Raw genomic sequence first — 22275 nt, forward strand, 5'->3', positions numbered from 1 at the left:
ACCCCTCGTTCATTTATTAATTGTATTGTAATAAGAAGTATAGAATTGGTAATACAAATAACCAACTATCTGTTCGATCTAAAATACCACCATGTCCAGGTAAGATTGTACCGGAATCCTTTACACCATAATGGCGTTTAAAGGCAGATTGCACTAAATCACCAATTTGTCCAAAAATAGAAATGATAATCGTCAGAACGATTAAAATTCCTACATTCGCTTCTACTGGGAAGAACATGTTATAAACAAGTGCAACAACAATTCCACAAACAATACCGCCTAATGAACCTTCAATCGTTTTATTCGGACTAATTTCTGGCCACAATTTTCTTTTTCCAAATGCTTTTCCTATGAAATAGGCACCTGAATCAGTTGCCCATATGACAAATAGTGCACAGAACACATATTTGATTCCTAATATTCTCGTTTCATTTAAATATAAGAATCCCATTCCAACATATGTCGTTGCCATAAGTAAAAATGAAGCATTGTCAAAAGTAAATGTATTCTTAGAAAGGACTGTATATGATAAAAGTAATAAAACAATCACAAATGTGATTTCTAATTTACCTAATCCAATCCACGTAAACAGTTCTGATGCACTACTCGGAACTAAAATAATCCACAATAATACTGCAGCTAAAACTGTTGGTACCGAAATAAGCGTAAGCTTGTTCATACGAATTAATTCATATAAACCTATAGAAGCAAGTGCATACACTAAAACTGTAAAAGGCACGCCACCGTAAATTACGATGGGAATGAATAGCGCGGCAGCAATCACTCCAGTAATAATTCTCTGTTTCACTACCAAACCCTCTCTTTCTACACGCCTCCGAATCTGCGCCCTCTATGTTGAAAGTCTGTAATCGCATTTAGCAAATGTTCCTCGGTAAAATCTGGCCAATACACATCTGTAAACCAAAATTCCGAATAAGCAATTTGCCATAACATGAAATTACTAATACGTAGCTCTCCGCTTGTACGGATTAACAACTCTGGATCAGGTAAAGAACTCGTCATTAAGTAAGAAGAAATCATTTCTTCACTTATTTCTTCCGAACGAATTTTTCCTTCCTCACTATCTTTCATCATATGTTGCACAGCAGAAACGATTTCATCTCGACTTCCATAGTTTAACGCGAAATTAAGAATTAATCCCTTATTCTCTTTCGTATCTTCCATGGCTTTTTCCATCGCTCTGCGCGTATGCGTAGGAAGACGATCTTTTTGCCCTATTACTCGGACTTGTACGTTTTCTTCAATCAACTCTGGTAAAAATGCACCTAAAAATTCTTCTGGAAGCTTCATCAAATAATCAACTTCTTTTTTCGGTCTTTTCCAGTTCTCAGTCGAAAAAGCATAAAGAGTTAATACTTTCACATCAAGCTTACTTGCAAATTTTGTGATTTTCTTCACAACTTGCATACCTTCATGATGACCAGCAATGCGAGGCATGGCTCTTCTCTTTGCCCATCTTCCATTACCATCCATAATAATAGCAATATGTTCTGGGATATATCCTTTTTTCACTTTTTCAATGAGATGATCAAACGATGTGACCTTTTTACTTTTAAAAAAAGGAAACTTTTTAAACATCATTCATACCCTCCAACAAGCAGACGTATGCCTAAAAGTGTAAAAAGACCCCCTTAAGAAGAGGGTCATATTTGCGAAATTATCGCTATTACACTTCCATAATTTCTTTTTCTTTGTTTTTTGCGATTTCGTCAACTTTTGCAATATATTTATCTGTTTCTTTTTGGATATCTTCAGTATATCCTCTTAAATCATCTTCTGTAATGTCGCCAGCTTTTTCAAGCTTCTTAAGGTCATCATTACTGTCACGACGTACGTTACGAACAGCAACTTTTGCTTCCTCAGCATATTTTTTCACAACTTTTACAAGATCACGACGACGCTCTTCTGTTAATGCAGGGAATGCAATACGAATTACAGTTCCATCATTAGAAGGGTTTAAGCCTAAATCTGCTTTTAAAATTGCTTTTTCAATATCACCGATAGAAGTTTTATCATAAGGTTGAATTACAAGCAAACGTGCTTCTGGAACTGTAATGTTCGCTAATTGCACAACTGGTGTTGGTGCACCATAGTAATCAACTTGTACCTTATCTAATACAGACGAGCTTGCACGACCAGCGCGAACTGTTGCTAATTCACGAGAATAAGCAGCAACTGCTTTTTCCATTTTTTCATTTGAAGACTTCAATACTTGTTGTCCCATAATTTATTTCCCCCTTACAACTGTTCCAATATTTTCGCCTAAAACGGCACGTTTAATGTTACCTTTTTCCATAACCGAGAATACAATTAATGGAATATCATTATCCATACATAAAGAAGAAGCTGTAGAATCCATTACACCTAAACCTGCTTTTAATACATCTAAGTAAGTAAGTGTTTCGTATTTCGTAGCTGTTGGGTCAATAGATGGATCTGCACTATACACGCCATCCACATTATTTTTCGCCATTAAAATAACGTCCGCTTCGATTTCAGCTGCACGTAATGCTGCTGTTGTATCTGTAGAGAAGTATGGGTTACCAGTACCTGCAGCAAAGATAACAACACGTTTTTTCTCTAAGTGACGAATTGCTTTACGACGAATGTAAGGCTCTGCCACTTGACGCATCTCAATTGAAGTTTGTACGCGAGTTTGAATTCCAATATTCTCTAAGCTATCTTGAAGAGCTAATGAATTCATAACTGTTGCCAACATGCCCATGTAATCTGCTCCTGCACGATCCATACCCATTTCGCTTCCAATTTTCCCACGCCAAATGTTACCGCCACCAACAACAACAGCAACCTCTACATCAAGTTCTGCAATTTCTTTCACTTGTTCCGCAACTGACTTAATAACAGCTGGGTTAATTCCAAATCCTTGCTCGCCAGCTAAAGCTTCTCCGCTCAGCTTTAAAACGACACGATTATATTTCGGTTTACTCATAATGAACCTCCAATTGCTTACATCTTTATTTTAAAAAAGGGAACACAATGTGTTCCCTAATCTGTATTAGTTGTTACCTTTTACTTGGTTCATTACTTCTTCAGCAAAGTTGTCTTCGCGTTTTTCGATACCTTCACCAACAGCGTAGCGAACGAATCCTTTTAATGTTCCGCCTTTAGACTCAACGAATTGACGAACTTTCATGTCAGGATTCTTAACGAATGTTTGGTCAAGTAAGCAAATCTCTTCAAAGAATTTGCCAAGACGGCCTTCTACCATTTTCGCAACGATTTTTTCAGGCTTGCCTTCGTTTAAAGCTTGTTGTGTTAATACTTGACGCTCATGCTCAACTTCTTCAGCTGTTACAGCATCGCGGTCGATGTATTTAGGGTTAACTGCTGCAATGTGCATTGCTACATCTTTAGCAGCTGCTTCATCAGTAGAACCTTCAAGAACTGTTAATACACCAATACGTCCACCCATGTGTAGGTAAGCGCCGAATGCATCTGCATCAGTTTTTGATACGATTTCGAAACGACGAAGTGTAAGTTTTTCACCAATTTTAGCGATTGCTTCATTGATGTGCTCTTCTACTGTTTTGCCGCCTTCAATTGTTTGAGCCATAGCTTCTTCAACGTTAGCAGGTTTGTTAGCTAATAAGTGAGCAGCTAGTTCTTTAATTAATGCTTGGAAACCTTCGTTTTTCGCAACGAAATCAGTTTCAGAGTTTAATTCTAAGATTAAACCTTCGTTACCGTTTGTTTCGATGAAAGTTAAACCTTCAGCAGCGATGCGGTCTGCTTTTTTAGCAGCTTTCGCAATACCTTTTTCACGTAAGAAGTCAATTGCTTTCTCCATGTCGCCGTTAGTTTCTGTTAAAGCTTTTTTGCAGTCCATCATACCTGCGCCAGTTTTTTCACGAAGTTCTTTTACCATTTGTGCAGTGATTGCCATGTTTTTCATCCTCCTAAAATATGTATTTATACCTTAAAAAAGGTGATAAAAGGCCGAACCCCTTATCACCTTTCCAAATTTGTTACGCAGTAACAGTTTCTTCACCTTGTTTTGCTTCAAGGATCGCGTCTGCCATTTTAGATGTAAGAAGTTTTACAGCACGAATTGCATCATCGTTTGCTGGGATAACGTGATCGATTTCGTCTGGATCACAGTTTGTATCAACGATACCGATGATTGGAATGTGTAATTTGCGTGCTTCAGCAACTGCAATACGCTCTTTACGAGGGTCTACTACGAATAATGCACTTGGAAGACCTTTCATATCTTTAATACCGCCTAAGAATTTCTCAAGACGCTCTAACTCTTTTTTAAGTTGAACAACTTCTTTCTTAGGAAGTACTTCGAAAGTACCATCTTCTTGCATTCTTTCGATATCTTTAAGACGCTTGATACGCTTTTGGATTGTTTGGAAGTTTGTTAAAGTTCCACCTAACCAACGTTGGTTAACGAAGTACATACCAGCACGAGTTGCTTCTTCTTTAATAGCTTCTTGTGCTTGCTTTTTAGTACCTACGAATAAGATGTCTCCGCCTTCAGCAGCGATGTCACGCATCGTTCTGTAAGCTTCCTCAACTTTTTTCACAGTTTTTTGTAAGTCGATGATGTAGATACCGTTACGCTCTGTGAAAATGTAACGCTTCATTTTTGGGTTCCAACGACGAGTTTGATGTCCGAAATGAACACCAGCTTCAAGCAATTGCTTCATAGAAATTACTGACATAATTTAGTTCCTCCTAAATGGTTTTTTGATATCCTCCGTTTACTTCATCTCTAAGCGAAACTACGAACGTAGCACCAACACTTAAATCAGTAAACGTGTGTACTTTGTACTGACACCACTGCTTACTATATCATACTGAAATATTACAATCAAGTCGAAAATGCGAACAATGTAAAACTTTCTTTTTTTCACGCTCAAATTCTAGTATTACCAACCTTCAATTCCTTTAAGCAAGGAATTGAAGGTTAATTAATAGTTTTCTAATGAACGTTGTCATGACGCCTTACGTAAGCAAAATCATTCTCTTAAAAAAACAAAAAACTCTCCTCAACCGAGGAGAGTTTTTTTATAAATTAGTTTGTTTTTAATTTAGCAAGTTCCTGTAGAAACTTGTCGTTTAGCACTTTAATGTATGTTCCTTTCATACCTAAAGAGCGAGACTCAATAACACCAGCACTTTCTAATTTACGTAGTGCATTTACGATTACAGAACGAGTAATTCCTACGCGATCAGCAATTTTACTTGCAACAAGTAAACCTTCTGTTCCGTTTAATTCTTCGAAGATATGCTCGATTGCTTCTAACTCACTGTAAGATAATGAGCTAATCGCCATTTGAACAACAGCTTTACTACGTGCTTCCTCTTCGATTTCTTCTGCTTTTTCACGTAAGATTTCCATACCTACAACAGTTGAGCTGTATTCAGCAAGAATTAAATCATCGTCTAAGAACTCTTGACCAAGACGAGCTAATACTAGTGTACCTAGACGCTCACCGCCACCAACGATTGGTACGATTGTAGTTAAACCTTGACCGAATAATTCTCTATTTTCTACTGGGAATGCTGTGTAGTCACTATCCACACCTAAATTTGAAGATGTTTCTGTAACATTGAATAAGCTTTGCGTATACTCTTCTGGGAATTGACGCTCTGCAAGCATGTGTTTCATACGTTCGTTCTCGATTTGTTGGTGAATCGCATATCCTAATAATTTACCGCGACGACTTACAACGAACACGTTTGCTTCAATTACTTCACACATTGTGTCAGACATCTCTCTAAAGTTTACAGGCTTTCCTGCTGCGCTCTGTAATAACGCATTTAATTTTCTCGTTTTTGCTAATAATTCCATTTCAAAATTTCCTCCTACATGTTACTTACATATTTTTTCATCACTTGGAAACTAGGGCGAGTCACCTGATGACACTATTACAAAATAAACTGGCTCACATCTTTATTTTTAGCTATTGTCGCTAATTTTTCCTCAACATATTGAGGTGTTATCGTTATTTTCTCTAACGTAATTTCAGATGCCTCAAACGATAAATCTTCAAGGAGCTTCTCCATAACAGTATGAAGTCTTCTCGCTCCAATATTATCTGTATCCTGATTAACTTGATAAGCAATCTCAGCAATCTTACGAATAGCTTCGTCTGAAAATTCAATTTCTATACCTTCAGTCGCTAATAAGGCCATGTACTGTTTAATTAGCGCATTGTCAGGTTCGATTAGTATTTTAACAAAATCATCCGCCGATAATTTTGTTAATTCTACTCGAATCGGAAATCTCCCTTGCAATTCCGGAATTAAATCCGACGGTTTAGACATATGGAACGCTCCAGCTGCAACAAATAAAATATAATCCGTTTTTACTGATCCGTATTTTGTCGCTACATTCGATCCTTCTACAATCGGTAAAATGTCACGTTGCACACCTTCACGCGATACATCTACGCTATTCGACTGCTTACCAGCAATTTTGTCAATTTCATCGATAAAAATAATCCCGAGCTGTTCAGCACGATAAACAGCCTCTTGTGTAACTTCATCCATATCAATTAAGCGCTGTGCCTCTTCATTTGTCAAGAGTTTTCTTGCTTCTTTTACAGAAAGTTTACGTTTTTTCGTTTTTTTCGGCATGATACTTCCTAGTGCATCTTGGAAATTCATTCCCATTTGCTCCATGCCAGTTCCTTGCAACATATCAAACATAGAAGACTGTTGTTCCGTCACTTCGATCGATATCACTTCATCTTCAAGAAGGCCTGCCGCAAGCTTTCTTTCCACATCTTGACGTTTCTTTTCGATTTCATCATCTTCCTCTACATCAGATGTTTGGTTTGAATTTTGATTACCACCAAAAAGCATTTCTAATGGATTTTTAAATCCAGATTGTTTCTCCGGACTCGGCACTAAAATTTCAACAAGACGTTGATTCGCTTGCTCTTCTGCTTTATCTTGAACTTTAACTACCATTTCCTCTTTCACAATGCGAACGGACGTTTCAACAAGATCGCGGACCATCGACTCTACATCTCGACCCACATATCCAACTTCTGTGAATTTCGTCGCTTCAACCTTAATAAAAGGTGCTCCAACGAGTTTCGCCATTCGCCGTGCTACCTCTGTTTTACCAACACCTGTCGGTCCAATCATTAAAATATTTTTAGGTGCAATTTCATCACGTAAATTTTCAACTAATTTACTGCGACGGTATCGATTTCGTAGAGCTACAGCAACCGCTTTCTTTGCATCTTTTTGACCGATGATGTATTGATCTAATTTTTCCACAATTTGACGCGGAGTAAAATGTAAATGCATATAAAATGCCTCCCTTACGATTCTACAATTCTTCAACAATTATGTTATGGTTCGTATAAACACAAATATCGCCTGCAATTTCTAAACTGGCCTTCGCAATTTGTTTCGCTGTTAAATGTTCACTTGCATGTTGCTTTAAAGCACGACCAGCAGCAAGTGCATAATGTCCGCCTGAACCAATTGCTAAAATACCATCATCTGGTTCAATCACTTCTCCTGTACCTGAAACAAGGAGCATCGTTGTTTTATCCATGACAATGAGCATTGCTTCTAGCTGACGTAGCATTTTATCACCACGCCATTGTTTCGCCATCTCAACTGCAGCGCGCTGCAAGTTGCCATTATACTCTTCTAATTTCCCTTCAAACATTTCAAAAAGAGTAAATGCATCAGCAACTGATCCTGCAAAACCAGCTAAAACTTTCCCTTGGAAAAGTTTGCGAACTTTGCGAGCTGTATGTTTCATTACAACAGCATTCCCCATCGTTACCTGACCATCTCCAGCCATTGCACATTCTCCATTATGATGAACTGCAAATATCGTTGTAGCGTGGAAATTTCCCATAGAAAAAACTCCTTTATATGTTTTTATGGCTTTAAAAGCAATTTATGCCCGCGGGTGATGCTTCATGTACACAGAACGCAATCTTTCTTTAGAGACATGCGTATAAATTTGTGTCGTTGACAAATTCTCATGACCTAATAGCTCCTGCACAGTACGTAAATCCGCTCCTTCATCCAACATATGTGTAGCAAATGTATGCCTTAACATATGGGGACTTATCCGCATTGTAAGTGAAGCTTTCTTAATGAGTTCGTTCAAAACATAACGTACACCCTGATCAGTTAACGGCTTACCTTTCGCATTTAAAAATACCATATGAGATTGTTCTTCAGTCTTTTGAGCTAACTGTTTTCTCCCGTTCTCTATATAAGTAATTAAAGCATCTTGTGCATAGCTTCCGAACGGAATATATCTTTGTTTTTTCCCTTTTCCCATCACTAAAATTGTTCCCACTGCAAAGTCAATGTCGGTAAGTTGCAAATTAACGCATTCGCTTACACGAATCCCAGTTGCATACATCAACTCTAATAAAGCTTGATTTCTTTGACCTAATGGCGCCCCTGTATCAGAAACTTCAAACAATTCCTCTAACTCTTCAGCATATAAAAACTTTGGGATTGACAATTCTTTCTTGGGAAGTGACGCAAGTGCAAACGGATTATCTTTTTGATAACCTTCACGCATCAAAAAACGATATAAACTTCGTAAGCTTGATACTTTCCTTGCGACAGATTTACGGGCTAACTTCTGATCGTGCAACGTCGTCAAGTATAAACGAACATCCGCGTATGTAACATCTAAAAAAGAGGATATGCCTTCTCGCTCCATAAATTGCACAAAATGTTCTAAATCATTTTGATAACTTGCAATTGTATATTTTGAATAATTTCTTTCAATTTGTAAATATCCAACGAATAATTGTAACAATTTCTTCACATTCACATCCATATAACTCACCTCAATAAAGGCTACTAAATCGTATCACAACTTAGTAGCCTTTGCAAGAAATTTAATTAAATATTTACAAAATTTTGAATTGTTTCCAAAGCGCGTGTAGCATATGCTTCATTTCGCTCTTGTTTCTTTTTAATTTTCTTCTCTAACGGTGTAAATAAACCGAAGTTTGCATTCATTGGCTGGAAGTTTTTCGCATTTGTCGCAGTAATATAATTTGCCATACTTCCCATTGCAGTTACAGGTGGTAATACAACTGGCTCTTCACCTTGTACAAGTCTAGCAGCGTTAATACCCGCTAATAATCCTGATGCTGCTGATTCAACATAACCCTCTACCCCAGTCATTTGACCAGCGAAGAATAAATCATCACGTTGTTTATATTGATATGTTGGACGAAGCAGATTAGGCGAATTAATAAACGTATTACGATGCATTACACCATAACGTACAATCTCTGCGTTTTCTAGTCCTGGAATTAGCTGTAACACTTCTTTTTGTGGCCCCCACTTTAAATGTGTTTGGAAGCCTACAATATTGTATAATGTTCCTGCTGCATCATCTTGACGTAACTGAACAACCGCATACGGTGTTTTCCCTGTTTTCGGATCTTCTAACCCAACAGGCTTCATCGGTCCAAATACTAACGTCTGTCTTCCTCTACTTGCCATAACTTCTACTGGCATACAACCTTCAAAGAAAATTTCTTTTTCAAATTCTTTTAAAGGCACTGTCTCAGCAGCAATTAAAGCCTCATAAAAGCGATCAAACTCTTCTTCTGTCATTGGACAGTTTAAATATGCCGCTTCACCTTTATCATAACGAGATTTTAAATATACTTTATTCATGTCAATGCTGTCTTTCTCAACGATTGGTGCTGCAGCATCATAGAAATAAAAATAATCTTCACCTGTTAGTTTTTTTAATTGTGCAGAAAGATCCGGAGACGTAAGTGGACCTGTCGCAATAACAGTTGGCCCCTCTGGAATTTCAGTGATTTCCTCATTCATTACAGTTACGTTCGGATGATTTTTCACATATTCAGTCACTTTCGCCGCGAATTCATGACGATCTACAGCTAAAGCACCTCCTGCTGGTACAGAGCACTCATCAGCTGCACGAATAATGACAGAATCCATTAGGCGCATTTCTTCTTTAATAACACCGACAGCATTTGTTAATGTGTTTGCGCGAAGTGAGTTACTACATACTAATTCAGCAAATTTATCTGTATGATGAGCTGGTGTTTGCCTTACTGGTCTCATTTCATATAATTTTACTTGGACACCACGCTTTGCAATTTGGTAAGCTGCTTCGCTTCCTGCAAGACCTGCGCCAATGACGTTTACTACCTGTGTTGTCATATATATCACCTTTCCTTTTCTTCCCGAAAAAAATGTGAGCAGTTACGCTCACATTTGTTGTTCTTCTTCATAATCACACGAAACACATTGTACTTGCACGCCTTTTTTCAACTTTTTCTCTACGAGCATACCTTCACACTTCGGACATTTACGACCAATCGGCTTATCCCAAGATACAAAGTCACATTCTGGATACGTACCGCATCCATAGAAAAGGCGTTTCTTTTTATTACTACGGCGTTCAATAATTTGCCCTTTATCACACTTCGGACAAGTAACACCGATTTCTTTTACAATCGGTTTTGTATTACGACATTCCGGGAAATTCGAACAAGCCATAAACTTCCCATATTTACCCATTTTAAAGACCATCGGGTGACTACATAATTCACAGTCTTCCCCAGCTGGTTCATCTTTAATTTCCACTTCACGCATTTCTTTTTCCGCTTTTTCTAAGCGCGGTTCAAATCCTACGTAGAAATCATCAACAATTTTCACCCAATTTGCATTTCCTTCTTCTACTTCATCAAGGCTTTGCTCCATATTGGCAGTAAATTCAATGTTAATAATTTCTGGGAAAAACTCTAAAATAAGTTCGATTACTATTCCACCAAGCTCAGTCGGAACGAAGCGTTTATTATCTAAAGCAACGTATCCTCGTTTTTGGATTGTTTCAAGTGTCGGTACATAAGTAGACGGTCTCCCAATTCCAAGCTCTTCAAGTGTTCTCACTAGACGAGCCTCTGTATAACGCGGCGGAGGCTGTGTGTAATGTTGCTTCGGTTCTATATCTTTTGAAAATACAGTTTCACCTACTTCTAAAGGTGGCAACATCTTATCCTTTTCTTCCGCACCATCATCTTTCGACTCTACGTACACTTTCATAAATCCTGGGAACTTTACAACTGATCCACTTGCACGGAACTGAACATTGTTATTAATGAGTTTCGCTGTAACAGTATCCATTATAGCAGATGCCATTTGACTTGCAACAAATCGCTCCCAAATCAGTTTATACAAACGGAGTTGATCACGACTTAAGAAACTTTTTAGTTCCTCTGGCTTTCTCATTACCGAAGTAGGACGAATCGCCTCATGCGCATCTTGTGCTTTCGACTTTTTCGTTTCTTTCTTCTTCTCTGTTCCTATGTATTCCGCACCAAACGCCTCAGTAATGTAATCACGAGCCTCTGTTTGAGCTGTTTCTGAGATACGTGTTGAATCAGTTCTCATATACGTAATAAGACCTACAGTCCCTTGTTTTCCAAGATCCATCCCTTCATACAGCTGCTGTGCAAGCATCATTGTTTTCTTTGCTCGCATATTTAACTTACGCGCTGCCTCTTGTTGCAAGGAAGATGTTGTAAACGGTAATGCAGGGTTACGCTTTCGCTCTTTTCGCGTTACATTTTCAACCGAAAACGCATTGTCTTTCATCTTTTCGATTATTTCGTTCACTTGTGCTTCGTTCGTTAATTGAACTTTTTCACCATCTACGCCGTAAAAGCTTGCTTCAAATGTGTCTTTCCCTTTCACAAATTCTGTTTTAATTGTCCAGAATTCTTCAGGTTCAAAACTTTGAATTTCTCTTTCACGTTCGATGATTAAACGAACTGCTACAGATTGTACGCGTCCTGCACTTAATCCTTTTTTTACTTTCTTCCATAATAAAGGACTAATATTGTAGCCAACAAGACGATCGAGTATACGCCTTGCCTGTTGTGCATCTACTAAATCCATATTAATTGCACGAGGATATTTAAATGATTCTTTTATTGCATCTTTTGTAATCTCATTAAATACAACTCGGCAATCTGATTCAACGTCCACATTTAACGTATTTGCTAAATGCCAAGCAATTGCTTCTCCTTCACGATCCGGATCGGCCGCGAGATAGACTTTCTTTGCTTTTTTTGCCGCTGATTTTAAATCTTTTAAAACGGGACCCTTACCACGAATGGTAATATACTTCGGGGTGAAGTTATTCTTTACTTCTATCCCCATTTGGCTTTTAGGTAAATCGCGGACATGTCCCATGGACGCGACGACTTTGTATTTTTTCCCTAAATATTTTTCAATGGTCTTCGCCTTAGAAGGCGACTCCACGATTACGAGGTAATCTGACATGCTAGTGCCTCCTTAAGAGGTGGATTCAAGTCTTCATCAATCTTATTGATTTCTCTTGTTTTTGTCAATCAAGAATGAATATACCATACAGCGACAATCTACCATTTGTCAATAATTGTTTAATAAAAACATAAAAATATATGGTTAATTTAAAATTTCTTCAAGGATATCCTCCGCATTTCTTACTAGCTTTGCGCCTTGTTGAATTAGATGATTCGTTCCCGTTGCACTCTCTATAAATATAGGTCCAGGAAGCGCAAACACCTCTCTATTTTGTTCTAACGCAAGGTCTGCAGTAATAAGGGATCCACTTCTCGTTTTTGCTTCTACAACTAAAACACCTTTACTTATACCGCTAATAATTCGATTTCTTTTTGGGAAATACCATTTTTTCGGCACATAATGCGGTGGATACTCTGTCAATAACAATATATAATCTTTCCACTTGTCATATAAACCGCTATTCTCCTTTGGATACATATAAGATAATCCATGTCCTAATATTGCAATAGTCGGGCAATGCTGCCTTACTGTAACTTCATGAGCAATTGTATCTATCCCTCTTGCAAACCCACTAACAATAAGCCATTCTTTTTCAAGTAAAGGTTGTAAAATAAACTTCACACTCTCCTTTCCATATAAAGACGGTTCTCTCGTTCCAACAATTGCTAATTTATTTATCTTGCCAAGAAAATCTCTCTCTCCTTTTCCGTATAAAACAAAAGGGGGATCTTGTATTTCCTGCAATAGTTGCGGATAATCCTCATCCCATATGGTTATATAAAATATTCGATTTTTTTCTAAATAGGATACATATTGCTTTAGATTTGAAGTCTGAAGGAAATTTACTAGTTCTGAAGATTTTTCCGGGGATATTCCAGCGTAATATTCAAATTGTTTCGGACTAAAAGTGTATACTCCCTTCAGTTCTGGATCAACATATAGTAGTCTCTCCATCGCCTTCCAATGATCCGCCAACATGTAATGAAGGTGCAATAAACGTTCTCTTTTCATCTCAATTCTCCTTACCCATAATTTTTATTATGTAAACAAAAAATGTGTAAAAAGACACCCTCTAATAAGAAGGTGTCTTTCAAAAAGATTAGTAGTTTTTGCAAGTCTCAAATAATCCCTTTTCTTTTAAAACAGAGATTAATGTTTCACCCATAACAGCTGGTGTTTCCGCTACTTTAATACCACAAGCTTCCATTGTTTTAATCTTTTCAGCAGCAGTTCCTTTGCCGCCAGAAATAATCGCCCCAGCATGACCCATACGTTTGCCTTCAGGCGCAGTTTGACCGCCAATGAAGCCTACAACTGGTTTTGTCATATTAGCTTGTACCCACTCAGCTGCCTCTTCTTCTGCCGTACCGCCGATTTCACCAATCATAATTACAGCATGCGTTTCTTCATCTTCATTAAATGCTTTTAACGCATCAATAAAGTCCGTACCATTAACAGGGTCTCCGCCGATACCTACAGCAGTAGATTGGCCAATACCTTCTTGTGTTAACTGATGTACAGCTTCATACGTTAATGTACCAGAGCGAGATACGATACCAACATGACCTTTTTTGTGAATATATCCTGGCATAATACCAATTTTACATTCGTCAGGTGTAATAACACCAGGGCAGTTTGGTCCAAGTAAACGTGTATGTTTACCCGCCATATATCTCTTAACGTTTACCATATCTAATACAGGGATTCCTTCAGTAATACATACTACTAAATCAATCTTTGCATCAACAGCTTCCATAATTGCATCAGCCGCAAAAGCGGGTGGAACGTATACAACTGAAGCGTTTGCGCCTGTTGCTTTCACAGCATCTTCTACTGTATCAAATACTGGTACGCCTTCAATATCAGTGCCACCTTTACCTGGTGTTACACCACCTACAATTTTCGTACCGTATTCAATCATTTGCTTTGTATGAAATAACCCTTGAGAACCTGTAATACCTTGAACAATAACTTTTGTATCTTTATTAACTAATACGCTCATTTTTCTCCCCCGCTTTCTATTAGCCCACTAGTGAAACAATTTTTTGTGCACCGTCTGCCATAGATTCTGCTGCAACAATATTTAAACCAGACTCATTTAAAATTTTCTTTCCTAACTCTACGTTTGTACCTTCAAGACGTACAACTAGAGGCAACTCAAGACCTACCTGCTTCGTTGCTTCAATAACACCTTCTGCGATAACATCACACTTCATAATGCCACCAAAAATGTTAACGAAGATACCTTTTACATTTTTGTCAGAAAGGATAATTTTGAATGCTTCTGTAACTTTTTCAGCTGTTGCGCCGCCACCAACATCTAAGAAGTTAGCTGGGTCACCATGGTAATGTTTAATGATATCCATTGTAGCCATTGCTAAACCTGCACCATTAACCATACAACCGATATTTCCATCTAAAGGAATGTAGTTTAAGTCATATTTAGAAGCTTCAATTTCTTTTGAATCTTCTTCTTCAAGGTCACGAAGTTCTAAAATATCTTTATTGCGATATAACGCATTAGAATCAAAGTTTAATTTTGCATCTAACGCCATAACTTTACCGTCACCTGTTGTAACAAGTGGATTAATCTCAGCGATAGAGCAATCTTTTTCGATAAACGCACTGTATAAGCCCATCATAAACTTCACAGCTTGTCCTACAAGTTCTTTTGGAATATTGATGTTAAACGCGATTCGACGCGCTTGGAAACCTTGTAAACCTACTGCTGGATCAATATATTCTTTAAAGATTTTTTCAGGCGTTTTTTCTGCTACTTCTTCAATTTCTGTTCCACCTTCTTCAGATGCCATTAAAACAACTTGAGAAGTTGCACGATCTAATACAAGACCTACATAATATTCTTTTTTAATATCGCAACCTTCTTCGATAAGTAAGCGTTTTACTTCCTTACCTTCAGGACCTGTTTGATGCGTCACAAGTGTAGTTCCTAAAATGCTTTCTGCATATGTACGAACTTCTTCTAAATTTTTCGCAACTTTTACACCGCCAGCTTTGCCGCGTCCACCAGCGTGAATTTGCGCTTTAACTACACATACTTCCGTTCCTAATTCTTTCGCTGCTTCTACAGCTTCTTCTACTGTAAATGCAACCTTCCCGTTCGGAACGCTAACCCCATAGCTTCTAAGGACTGCCTTACCTTGGTACTCATGGATATTCATGGTCCCATCCTCCCCTGTTTTCCTGTTTTACTCGAAAAGTTTTTTAATGTTTAAAAAACATTACATTGCCATTGTATAAGATGATTGGCACGCTGTCTACAATAAAGTGTCAGAAAACTGAAATCGCTTTATTCTTTTTCGAAAATAATAATGTTTATATACCAAAATAAAAAATAAGCTGTGAATATACAGCTTATTTTTGAATCATATCTTTAATTGGCGCGAATGATTTTCGATGTTCCTCTAATACTCCATGTACTTCAATCGCTTCTAAATGCTGTTTCGTCCCATATCCCATGTGTTGTTCAAATCCATATGCAGGATACTTTCCTCCTAACTCTTTCATCATGCGATCTCTCGTGACTTTCGCAATAATAGACGCAGCTGAAATAGAGACACTTTTCGCATCACCTTTAATGATTGATGTTTGCGGAATTGATGTAGGAAGCTTCATCGCATCGATTAATAGATATTCTGGTGTACATGATAAATTAGCAACGGCATCTAACATCGCTTGCTTCGTCGCTTGATAAATATTTATTTCATCAATAACTTGTGGTGATACAATTCCCACTCCAATCGCAATTGCATGCTCTTTAATTTCATCATAAAAACGCTCACGTTTCGCTTCACTTAATTTTTTCGAGTCATTTAATCCTGGAATATAAAAATCTTCTGGAAGGACGACAGCCGCCGTCACAACAGGTCCTGCTAACGGCCCACGGCCCACTTCATCAATGCCAGCAATGTACGTGAGCCCTTTTTCACGTAACTCATTTTCGTACTTTGACATTTCTAGAAATTTTTCTCTTTCTTTTTGTGCTAACTCTTTTTGTTTATACCACTTCAAAATTAGTTTTTGAACACCTTTTCGCTCATCTTTCACTAACATTTGAAAATGCTCGTCTTCTTCACTCATAATTTCTTGCAGCAAACATTCCGCTTCTTGAATAGTCATTTTTTGCATTCATTTACACTCCTTTTAAACGTAACCAAAAAGAAAAGACGTACAAACGCACGTCTTATACTTCTTCTACTTTTTCCACATCTTCTACCTGCTCTGCAAACTCTTCTGGTGTTTCAAATGTCATTTTCCCAAATCTTCCACCACGAAGCTCACGAAGTATAAGCTCAGATGTTTTATCATAATCAATCATTCCGCCGCCCATTAAGCAACCTCTGTTTTTTCCAATTGCATCAAATAACTCCACAATTTCTTCTGGAATGTCATTTAAATTATATCGCTCTTTTAAACGTTCTGGATAATGTTTTTCCATAAAGCGTAACGCATAAATAGCTACATCCTGTAAATTTAATATAGAATCTTTAATTGCACCCGTCGTCGCTAAACGAAGACCAACTAATTCATCTTCAAATTTAGGCCACAAAATACCTGGTGTATCTAATAATTCCATTTCTTTCCCAACTTTAATCCACTGCTGGGCCGTTGTCACACCAGGACGATCTCCTGTTTTTGCTATATTCTTCTTCGCTAATTTATTAATCAGTGTAGATTTACCAACGTTTGGAATACCTACAATTAAAGCACGAATTGCTCTTGGTCTAATGCCTTTAGCAACCATTTTATCGAATTTTTCTTTGACAAGTACTTTACAAGCTGCTGCAATTTCTTTCATACCTTGTCCAGCTTGTGCATTAATTGAAATTGCCTTTTGACCTCTTTCATCAAAATATGCAATCCACTGCTTTGTAAGACGATCATCCGCCATATCGGCTTTATTTAAAACAACAAGCCTTGGTTTATGCGTAATAATTTCATCAATCATTGGATTACGAGAAGATAAAGGTAATCGAGCATCTACAAGCTCAATTACAACATCAATTAACTTTAATTTTTCTGTTACTTGGCGTCTAGCCTTTGCCATATGTCCAGGGAACCATTGGATTACCATGTTGCCACCTTCTTTTTCTTTTATTTCACAATACGTGCATCTTTTAACGGCCAATATAGCATATTTGCTTTACCAATCACTTGGTCCATTGAAATTGTACCAATCGAACGGCTATCTTTACTAAAACGACGATTATCGCCTAAAACAAATAATTGACCTTCTGGAACAGTTTTCTTTCCTGTCATTTCTTCAAGAGTAAAATCATATGTAAGCGGTCCGTCAGCAAGTTGTTTTTTCTGCTTATCTAAATACGGCTCCTCATAAGGTTTCCCGTTAACATATAGTTTATCATTACGGTATTCGATTTCGTCGCCTGGCAGGCCAATAATACGCTTAATATAATCTTTTTCTTCCGTCGCTCGGAATACAATAATATCAAAGCGTTTCGGATCACCTATGTGATAGCCAATTTTATTAACAATCATTCGATCACGGTCATGTAAAGTCGGCGACATCGATACACCATCTACGAGAATTGGGGCAAAGAAAAACTGTCTAATTACGCCCGCTAATACAACAGCAATCAAAATTGCTTTGATCCATTCCCAAAGTGAGCTCTTCTCTTTCTTCATGCTTTCCCCTCCACAGTTATGTAAGCTGCTCGTATTATACCAAAATTTCATATAGATTGGAAAAAGGGAGCTTGTGTATTTACAAGCTCCCATACATGTCTTATCGAATTTCTTTAATACGTGCTTTTTTACCGCGAAGGTTACGTAAGTAGTATAACTTAGCACGACGTACTTTACCACGGCGAAGTACTTCGATGTTCGCGATTCTTGGCGTGTGAACTGGGAATGTACGCTCAACACCTACACCGTAAGAAATCTTACGAACTGTGAATGTTTCACTGATTCCGCCACCACGACGTTTAATTACAACACCTTCGAAAAGCTGAATTCTTTCACGAGTTCCCTCAACTACTTTTACGTGTACACGTAAAGTGTCTCCAGGACGGAATGAAGGAAGGTCAGTTTTTAATTGGCCTTTTGTGATTTCTGTGATTAATTGTTGCATATTAAATTCTCTCCTTTAAACAGATGCTCTTATAAAGTCTTATTAAATTACAGCGGAACATCGTTAATACGGCTACTGATTTCAGTAGCACAAATGTTATAATAGCATATTGCTAGGACTGTTGCAATAGAAAATATATCAAGCCCTTATCGGTCTTCTTTAATCTGTTCCAGCCATTTCTCTTCTTGCTTGGATAATTCTCGTTCTTCCAGTAAATCCGGTCTACGTGTGTACGTACGACGTAGTGACTCTTTATGGCGCCATTCATCAATGTTTTTATGATTTCCTGACATTAGTACATCCGGTACCTTCATACCACGAAAATCAGCAGGACGTGTATAATGTGGGTGCTCTAACAAACCTGTGCTAAAAGAGTCTTCCACTTGTGACGTTTGATTCCCAAGCACTCCTGGCAAAAGACGTACAACACTGTCAGTGACTACCATAGAAGCCAATTCTCCACCCGTTAATACGTAATCCCCAATAGAAATCTCATCTGTTACAAGATGCTCACGAATTCGTTCATCGTATCCTTCATAATGGCCACATACAAAAATAACATGCTCTTCTCCAGCAAGCTCTTCTGCCTTCTTCTGCGTGAAACGCTCTCCTTGTGGACACATTAAGACGATTCTCGGCTTACGGTCTGTTTCCTTCGTTAACTCTTCTACTGCGTCAAAGATAGGCTGCGGGGTTAATACCATACCAGCGCCCCCACCATACGGATAATCATCTACACTATTATGCTTACTAGTTGTATACTCACGGAAATTGACAACACGAAGCTCTACCGCTTCTTTTTCTTGTGCTTTCTTTAAAATTGAAGACCCAAATACTCCCGTAAACATATCTGGAAACAATGTTAAAATGTCAATTTTCATTATAGTAGCCCTTCCATTACATGAATGGTTACTAATTTATTTTCAATGTTAACTTGAAGTACAACGTCATCAATATAAGGAATTAACAGATCTTGACCCTTTGGACGTTTAATCACCCAAACGTCATTCGCACCAGGAGATAGAATCTCTTTGATTGTCCCTAACGCTTCTCCTTCTTCCGTTACAACGTTGCAACCAATAATTTCATGGTAGTAGTATTCACCTTCAGCTAGTTCGCCTAACTGCTCTTCTGGTACTTTTATTAAAGAACCTTTAAACTTCTCTGCTTCATCTACATTGTTGTATCCTTCAAATGTTAATAAATCAAATGTCTTATGTTGACGATGAGCAGTTACCTTCACTGTAAGATAGTCTGTACCTTTCTCATCCCATATGTATAACGTGTTCCCTACTTTATATCGCTCTTCTGGAAAATCAGTACGAGAAATAACACGAATTTCTCCTTTTACGCCATGAGTATTTACAATTTTTCCTACGTTAAACCATTTTGTCATAAATAGTATGTCACCCCTGGTTTCTATATAAATTAAGCATTTCCATTTCATATATGGAACATGCAATTTCTCTTTAAATGTTAAAAAAGGGAGAGGAAATAACTCCTCGCCCTTTTTACGTTTATTGAATTTCCAGTGTGACGTTCTCATCATTATGATGTCCCACTGAATACAAGAGCATTCGAATCGCTTTCGCAACTTTCCCTTGCTTTCCAATGACTTTTCCAACATCCTCAGGATGTACAGTTAATCGATACTTTATTTCTCCGTTGCAAAGTTCCTGTGTAACTTTTACATCTCCAGGATGATCCACAAGAGGTTTAACAATTGTCTCGACTAACATTTTCATTGTCATTGCCTCAATTACTTACCTTGTTTAGATAAGTGGAATTTCTCCATGATACCTTGGTTAGAGAAAAGGTTACGAACTGTATCAGATGGTTTAGCACCATTTCCTAACCATTTTAATGCTGCTTCTTCGTTGATCTTAACTTCCGCTGGTTGAGCAACCGGATTGTAAGTACCGATTTCCTCAATGAAACGTCCGTCACGAGGAGAACGAGAATCTGCAACAACTACACGATAGAAAGGAGTTTTTTTAGCTCCCATACGTTTTAAACGAATTTTAACTGCCATTTATAAAGCACCTCCGAATTTATTTCACACAGATAATTATATTAGCAAAAAGACTATTGCTTTGTAAAGTGTTTTTTCTTAACAGAGCCATCTTTTTTCCTTACATGAATGGAAACTTCAATCCACCTAGTCCTTTTTTCTTACCTTTTTGCATTCCCGTCATCGTCTTCATCATTTTTTTCATATCATCAAATTGCTTGATTAGACGATTGATTTCTTGTACCGTTGTACCGCTACCTTTGGCAATGCGCTTTTTACGACTAGCATTGATTATTTCCGGTTGTTCTCGTTCTACTTTAGTCATAGAACGAATAATTGCCTCAATATGCCCAATTTGTTTTTCATCAACTTGTGCATTTTTCAGCCCTTTAATTTTATTTGCACCAGGAAGCATTCCTAACAATTCGTCAAGCGGTCCAAGTTGACGCACTTGTCCAAGTTGTTCTAGGAAATCGTCAAGCGTAAACGAAAGCGTACGCATTTTTTGCTCAAGTTCTTTTGCTTTCTCTTCATCAACTGTAGCTTGCGCTTTTTCAATTAATGTTAAGACGTCACCCATCCCTAAAATACGGGATGCCATACGTTCTGGATGGAACGCTTCAATTGCATCTAGTTTTTCACCCATACCAGCAAATTTAATTGGTGTATTTGTTACAGCCTTAATAGATAATGCCGCACCACCGCGCGTATCACCATCTAATTTCGTTAATACAACACCTGTTAAACCTAACTGTTCATGGAAACTTTGTGCTACATTTACCGCGTCTTGTCCTGTCATCGCATCGACAACAAGGAAAATTTCATCCGGTTTCGCAACTTCTTTGACTTTCGCTAATTCATCCATTAGTTCTTCATCAATATGCAGGCGACCCGCTGTATCGATTAAAACATAATCGTGATGATCTTCTTTTGCTTTCGCAATCGCTTGTTTCGCAATTTCAACCGGACTTACTTGATCTCCTAAAGAGAAAACAGGCATGTCCAATTGCTTCCCTAATGTTTCAAGCTGTTTAATCGCTGCTGGACGGTAAATATCCGCTGCAACAAGCATCGGTTTACGATTATGCTTTTTACGAAGCAAATTCGCAAGCTTACCTGTCGTCGTTGTTTTACCCGCACCTTGCAGACCAACCATCATTATAACAGTAGGTGGCTTATTAGCAACAGCAATTTTGCTTTGCTCTCCGCCCATAAGTTCTGTAAGTTCTTCCTGTACGATTTTAATTACTTGTTGTCCAGGTGTCAAACTTTTCATTACATCTTGTCCGACAGCACGCTCAGACACACGCTTTATAAAATCTTTTACTACTTTAAAGTTAACATCCGCTTCTAAAAGAGCTAGACGAACTTCTCTCATCATTTCTTTCACATCGGCTTCAGAAACTTTTCCTTTGCCGCGGATTTTTTGCATTGTCTGTTGAAGTCGGTCGGCTAATCCTTCAAATGCCATATTGCCGCCCTCCTAATCTAATTTTTCGATAGCTTCAACAACTTGTTTCATTTCTTCATTCACATGCTCTTCTTCGCTGATTAGCTGTTTTAGCTTTGCAACAAGTCGCTGTCGCTCTTGAAACTTTTGAAGTAATACTAATTTATCTTCATATTCTTCAAGCATCGCTTCAGTCCGTTTAATGTTATCATACACGGCTTGGCGACTTACATCAAATTCTTCCGCAATTTCACCAAGAGATAAATCATCTAAATAATAAAGCGACATATAACTTCTTTGTTTTTGCGTTAACAACGATTGATAAAAATCAAATAAATAGTTCATTCTCGTTGTTTTCTCGAGCATGTTGGATCATCC

Annotated in this window: 25 protein-coding genes; all 25 read right to left on the bottom strand. The window is 37.8% G+C overall.

What is annotated here, in order from left to right; translation table 11 throughout:
• Nucleotides 1-16: 16 nt before the first annotated feature.
• The gene (cdsA, locus tag V7038_RS07685; RefSeq protein WP_000813576.1) at nt 17-808 is read right to left on the bottom strand and encodes a phosphatidate cytidylyltransferase; all 792 of its coding nucleotides are present in this window, start codon (nt 806-808) and stop codon (nt 17-19) included.
• A 17-nt stretch (nt 809-825) separates the two neighbouring features.
• Nucleotides 826-1602 (bottom strand): isoprenyl transferase, encoded by a 777-nt coding sequence (locus tag V7038_RS07690; protein ID WP_335469763.1) that lies wholly within the window; start codon nt 1600-1602, stop codon nt 826-828.
• Nucleotides 1603-1687: 85 nt separating this feature from the next.
• Nucleotides 1688-2245, bottom strand: coding sequence for a ribosome recycling factor (gene frr / locus V7038_RS07695; RefSeq protein WP_000531506.1), 558 nt, complete (start codon nt 2243-2245; stop codon nt 1688-1690).
• A gap of 3 nt (nt 2246-2248) precedes the next feature.
• A complete protein-coding gene (gene pyrH / locus V7038_RS07700) occupies nt 2249-2971 on the bottom strand; it encodes a UMP kinase (protein ID WP_002111372.1) in 723 nt (240 codons plus the stop codon).
• Between the two features lie 66 nt (nt 2972-3037).
• Nucleotides 3038-3925, bottom strand: a complete 888-nt coding sequence (tsf, locus tag V7038_RS07705) for a translation elongation factor Ts (protein WP_002088177.1) — start codon at nt 3923-3925, stop codon at nt 3038-3040.
• 82 nt (nt 3926-4007) lie between these two features.
• A complete protein-coding gene (gene rpsB / locus V7038_RS07710; protein ID WP_000111485.1) occupies nt 4008-4709 on the bottom strand; it encodes a 30S ribosomal protein S2 in 702 nt (233 codons plus the stop codon).
• Between the two features lie 353 nt (nt 4710-5062).
• Nucleotides 5063-5842, bottom strand: coding sequence for a GTP-sensing pleiotropic transcriptional regulator CodY (gene codY / locus V7038_RS07715; protein ID WP_002014541.1), 780 nt, complete (start codon nt 5840-5842; stop codon nt 5063-5065).
• Between the two features lie 77 nt (nt 5843-5919).
• A complete protein-coding gene (gene hslU, locus V7038_RS07720) occupies nt 5920-7311 on the bottom strand; it encodes an ATP-dependent protease ATPase subunit HslU (RefSeq protein WP_002111373.1) in 1392 nt (463 codons plus the stop codon).
• 22 nt (nt 7312-7333) lie between these two features.
• Nucleotides 7334-7876 carry an ATP-dependent protease proteolytic subunit HslV gene (hslV, locus tag V7038_RS07725; RefSeq protein ID WP_002014538.1) on the bottom strand — a complete coding sequence of 181 codons (543 nt, stop codon included), beginning with the start codon at nt 7874-7876 and terminating at the stop codon, nt 7334-7336.
• A gap of 42 nt (nt 7877-7918) precedes the next feature.
• Nucleotides 7919-8818, bottom strand: coding sequence for a tyrosine recombinase XerC (gene xerC, locus V7038_RS07730; RefSeq protein ID WP_078175468.1), 900 nt, complete (start codon nt 8816-8818; stop codon nt 7919-7921).
• Between the two features lie 71 nt (nt 8819-8889).
• Nucleotides 8890-10194 carry an FADH(2)-oxidizing methylenetetrahydrofolate--tRNA-(uracil(54)-C(5))-methyltransferase TrmFO gene (gene trmFO, locus V7038_RS07735; RefSeq protein ID WP_002066796.1) on the bottom strand — a complete coding sequence of 435 codons (1305 nt, stop codon included), beginning with the start codon at nt 10192-10194 and terminating at the stop codon, nt 8890-8892.
• 48 nt (nt 10195-10242) lie between these two features.
• The gene (gene topA / locus V7038_RS07740; protein WP_002111378.1) at nt 10243-12321 is read right to left on the bottom strand and encodes a type I DNA topoisomerase; all 2079 of its coding nucleotides are present in this window, start codon (nt 12319-12321) and stop codon (nt 10243-10245) included.
• A 144-nt stretch (nt 12322-12465) separates the two neighbouring features.
• Complete coding sequence (gene dprA / locus V7038_RS07745; protein ID WP_070128967.1) at nt 12466-13335, bottom strand: DNA-processing protein DprA; 870 nt, start codon at nt 13333-13335, stop codon at nt 12466-12468.
• A gap of 88 nt (nt 13336-13423) precedes the next feature.
• Nucleotides 13424-14326, bottom strand: a complete 903-nt coding sequence (gene sucD / locus V7038_RS07750) for a succinate--CoA ligase subunit alpha (RefSeq protein ID WP_000115186.1) — start codon at nt 14324-14326, stop codon at nt 13424-13426.
• A 19-nt stretch (nt 14327-14345) separates the two neighbouring features.
• Complete coding sequence (gene sucC / locus V7038_RS07755; protein ID WP_002014529.1) at nt 14346-15506, bottom strand: ADP-forming succinate--CoA ligase subunit beta; 1161 nt, start codon at nt 15504-15506, stop codon at nt 14346-14348.
• A gap of 193 nt (nt 15507-15699) precedes the next feature.
• Nucleotides 15700-16473: a ribonuclease HII gene (locus tag V7038_RS07760; protein WP_002146092.1), complete on the bottom strand. Its 774-nt coding sequence runs from the start codon at nt 16471-16473 to the stop codon at nt 15700-15702.
• Between the two features lie 55 nt (nt 16474-16528).
• Nucleotides 16529-17419, bottom strand: coding sequence for a ribosome biogenesis GTPase YlqF (gene ylqF, locus V7038_RS07765; RefSeq protein WP_002088188.1), 891 nt, complete (start codon nt 17417-17419; stop codon nt 16529-16531).
• A gap of 20 nt (nt 17420-17439) precedes the next feature.
• Nucleotides 17440-17991 (bottom strand): signal peptidase I, encoded by a 552-nt coding sequence (lepB, locus tag V7038_RS07770; protein ID WP_002066791.1) that lies wholly within the window; start codon nt 17989-17991, stop codon nt 17440-17442.
• 100 nt (nt 17992-18091) lie between these two features.
• On the bottom strand, nt 18092-18436 hold the full coding sequence (rplS, locus tag V7038_RS07775; protein ID WP_002014524.1) for a 50S ribosomal protein L19: 345 nt from the start codon (nt 18434-18436) through the stop codon (nt 18092-18094).
• Nucleotides 18437-18582: 146 nt separating this feature from the next.
• A complete protein-coding gene (gene trmD, locus V7038_RS07780; RefSeq protein ID WP_002014522.1) occupies nt 18583-19317 on the bottom strand; it encodes a tRNA (guanosine(37)-N1)-methyltransferase TrmD in 735 nt (244 codons plus the stop codon).
• Complete coding sequence (rimM, locus tag V7038_RS07785) at nt 19317-19832, bottom strand: ribosome maturation factor RimM (protein WP_033710827.1); 516 nt, start codon at nt 19830-19832, stop codon at nt 19317-19319. Before rimM ends, trmD begins: the two co-directional genes overlap by 1 nt.
• A gap of 121 nt (nt 19833-19953) precedes the next feature.
• Nucleotides 19954-20181, bottom strand: coding sequence for a KH domain-containing protein (locus V7038_RS07790; RefSeq protein WP_002088196.1), 228 nt, complete (start codon nt 20179-20181; stop codon nt 19954-19956).
• 14 nt (nt 20182-20195) lie between these two features.
• Nucleotides 20196-20468 carry a 30S ribosomal protein S16 gene (gene rpsP, locus V7038_RS07795; RefSeq protein ID WP_000268750.1) on the bottom strand — a complete coding sequence of 91 codons (273 nt, stop codon included), beginning with the start codon at nt 20466-20468 and terminating at the stop codon, nt 20196-20198.
• 100 nt (nt 20469-20568) lie between these two features.
• A complete protein-coding gene (ffh, locus tag V7038_RS07800) occupies nt 20569-21918 on the bottom strand; it encodes a signal recognition particle protein (protein WP_002111383.1) in 1350 nt (449 codons plus the stop codon).
• Between the two features lie 12 nt (nt 21919-21930).
• On the bottom strand, nt 21931-22263 hold the full coding sequence (locus V7038_RS07805; RefSeq protein ID WP_000891061.1) for a putative DNA-binding protein: 333 nt from the start codon (nt 22261-22263) through the stop codon (nt 21931-21933).
• Nucleotides 22264-22275 lie beyond the last annotated feature (12 nt).

This window comes from Bacillus sp. JJ783 (assembly GCF_036963225.1).
Lineage (GTDB): Bacteria > Bacillota > Bacilli > Bacillales > Bacillaceae_G > Bacillus_A > Bacillus_A cereus_U.

Coding starts and splice junctions, on each gene's coding strand:
- tsf (WP_002088177.1), bottom strand. CDS start 3,925: ATGGCAATCACTGCACAAATGGTAAAAGAACTTCGTGAAAAAACTGGC.
- hslU (WP_002111373.1), bottom strand. CDS start 7,311: ATGCATTTACATTTTACTCCGCGTCAAATTGTGGAAAAATTAGATCAA.
- lepB (WP_002066791.1), bottom strand. CDS start 17,991: ATGAAGAAAGAGAAGAGCTCACTTTGGGAATGGATCAAAGCAATTTTG.
- pyrH (WP_002111372.1), bottom strand. CDS start 2,971: ATGAGTAAACCGAAATATAATCGTGTCGTTTTAAAGCTGAGCGGAGAA.
- V7038_RS07805 (WP_000891061.1), bottom strand. CDS start 22,263: ATGCTCGAGAAAACAACGAGAATGAACTATTTATTTGATTTTTATCAA.
- trmFO (WP_002066796.1), bottom strand. CDS start 10,194: ATGACAACACAGGTAGTAAACGTCATTGGCGCAGGTCTTGCAGGAAGC.
- hslV (WP_002014538.1), bottom strand. CDS start 7,876: ATGGGAAATTTCCACGCTACAACGATATTTGCAGTTCATCATAATGGA.
- rplS (WP_002014524.1), bottom strand. CDS start 18,436: ATGCAACAATTAATCACAGAAATCACAAAAGGCCAATTAAAAACTGAC.
- frr (WP_000531506.1), bottom strand. CDS start 2,245: ATGGGACAACAAGTATTGAAGTCTTCAAATGAAAAAATGGAAAAAGCA.
- rpsB (WP_000111485.1), bottom strand. CDS start 4,709: ATGTCAGTAATTTCTATGAAGCAATTGCTTGAAGCTGGTGTTCATTTC.
- V7038_RS07760 (WP_002146092.1), bottom strand. CDS start 16,473: ATGCAAAAAATGACTATTCAAGAAGCGGAATGTTTGCTGCAAGAAATT.
- topA (WP_002111378.1), bottom strand. CDS start 12,321: ATGTCAGATTACCTCGTAATCGTGGAGTCGCCTTCTAAGGCGAAGACC.
- rpsP (WP_000268750.1), bottom strand. CDS start 20,468: ATGGCAGTTAAAATTCGTTTAAAACGTATGGGAGCTAAAAAAACTCCT.
- ffh (WP_002111383.1), bottom strand. CDS start 21,918: ATGGCATTTGAAGGATTAGCCGACCGACTTCAACAGACAATGCAAAAA.
- V7038_RS07790 (WP_002088196.1), bottom strand. CDS start 20,181: ATGAAAATGTTAGTCGAGACAATTGTTAAACCTCTTGTGGATCATCCT.
- trmD (WP_002014522.1), bottom strand. CDS start 19,317: ATGAAAATTGACATTTTAACATTGTTTCCAGATATGTTTACGGGAGTA.
- dprA (WP_070128967.1), bottom strand. CDS start 13,335: ATGAAAAGAGAACGTTTATTGCACCTTCATTACATGTTGGCGGATCAT.
- ylqF (WP_002088188.1), bottom strand. CDS start 17,419: ATGGTAATCCAATGGTTCCCTGGACATATGGCAAAGGCTAGACGCCAA.
- sucC (WP_002014529.1), bottom strand. CDS start 15,506: ATGAATATCCATGAGTACCAAGGTAAGGCAGTCCTTAGAAGCTATGGG.
- sucD (WP_000115186.1), bottom strand. CDS start 14,326: ATGAGCGTATTAGTTAATAAAGATACAAAAGTTATTGTTCAAGGTATT.
- V7038_RS07690 (WP_335469763.1), bottom strand. CDS start 1,602: ATGATGTTTAAAAAGTTTCCTTTTTTTAAAAGTAAAAAGGTCACATCG.
- rimM (WP_033710827.1), bottom strand. CDS start 19,832: ATGACAAAATGGTTTAACGTAGGAAAAATTGTAAATACTCATGGCGTA.
- codY (WP_002014541.1), bottom strand. CDS start 5,842: ATGGAATTATTAGCAAAAACGAGAAAATTAAATGCGTTATTACAGAGC.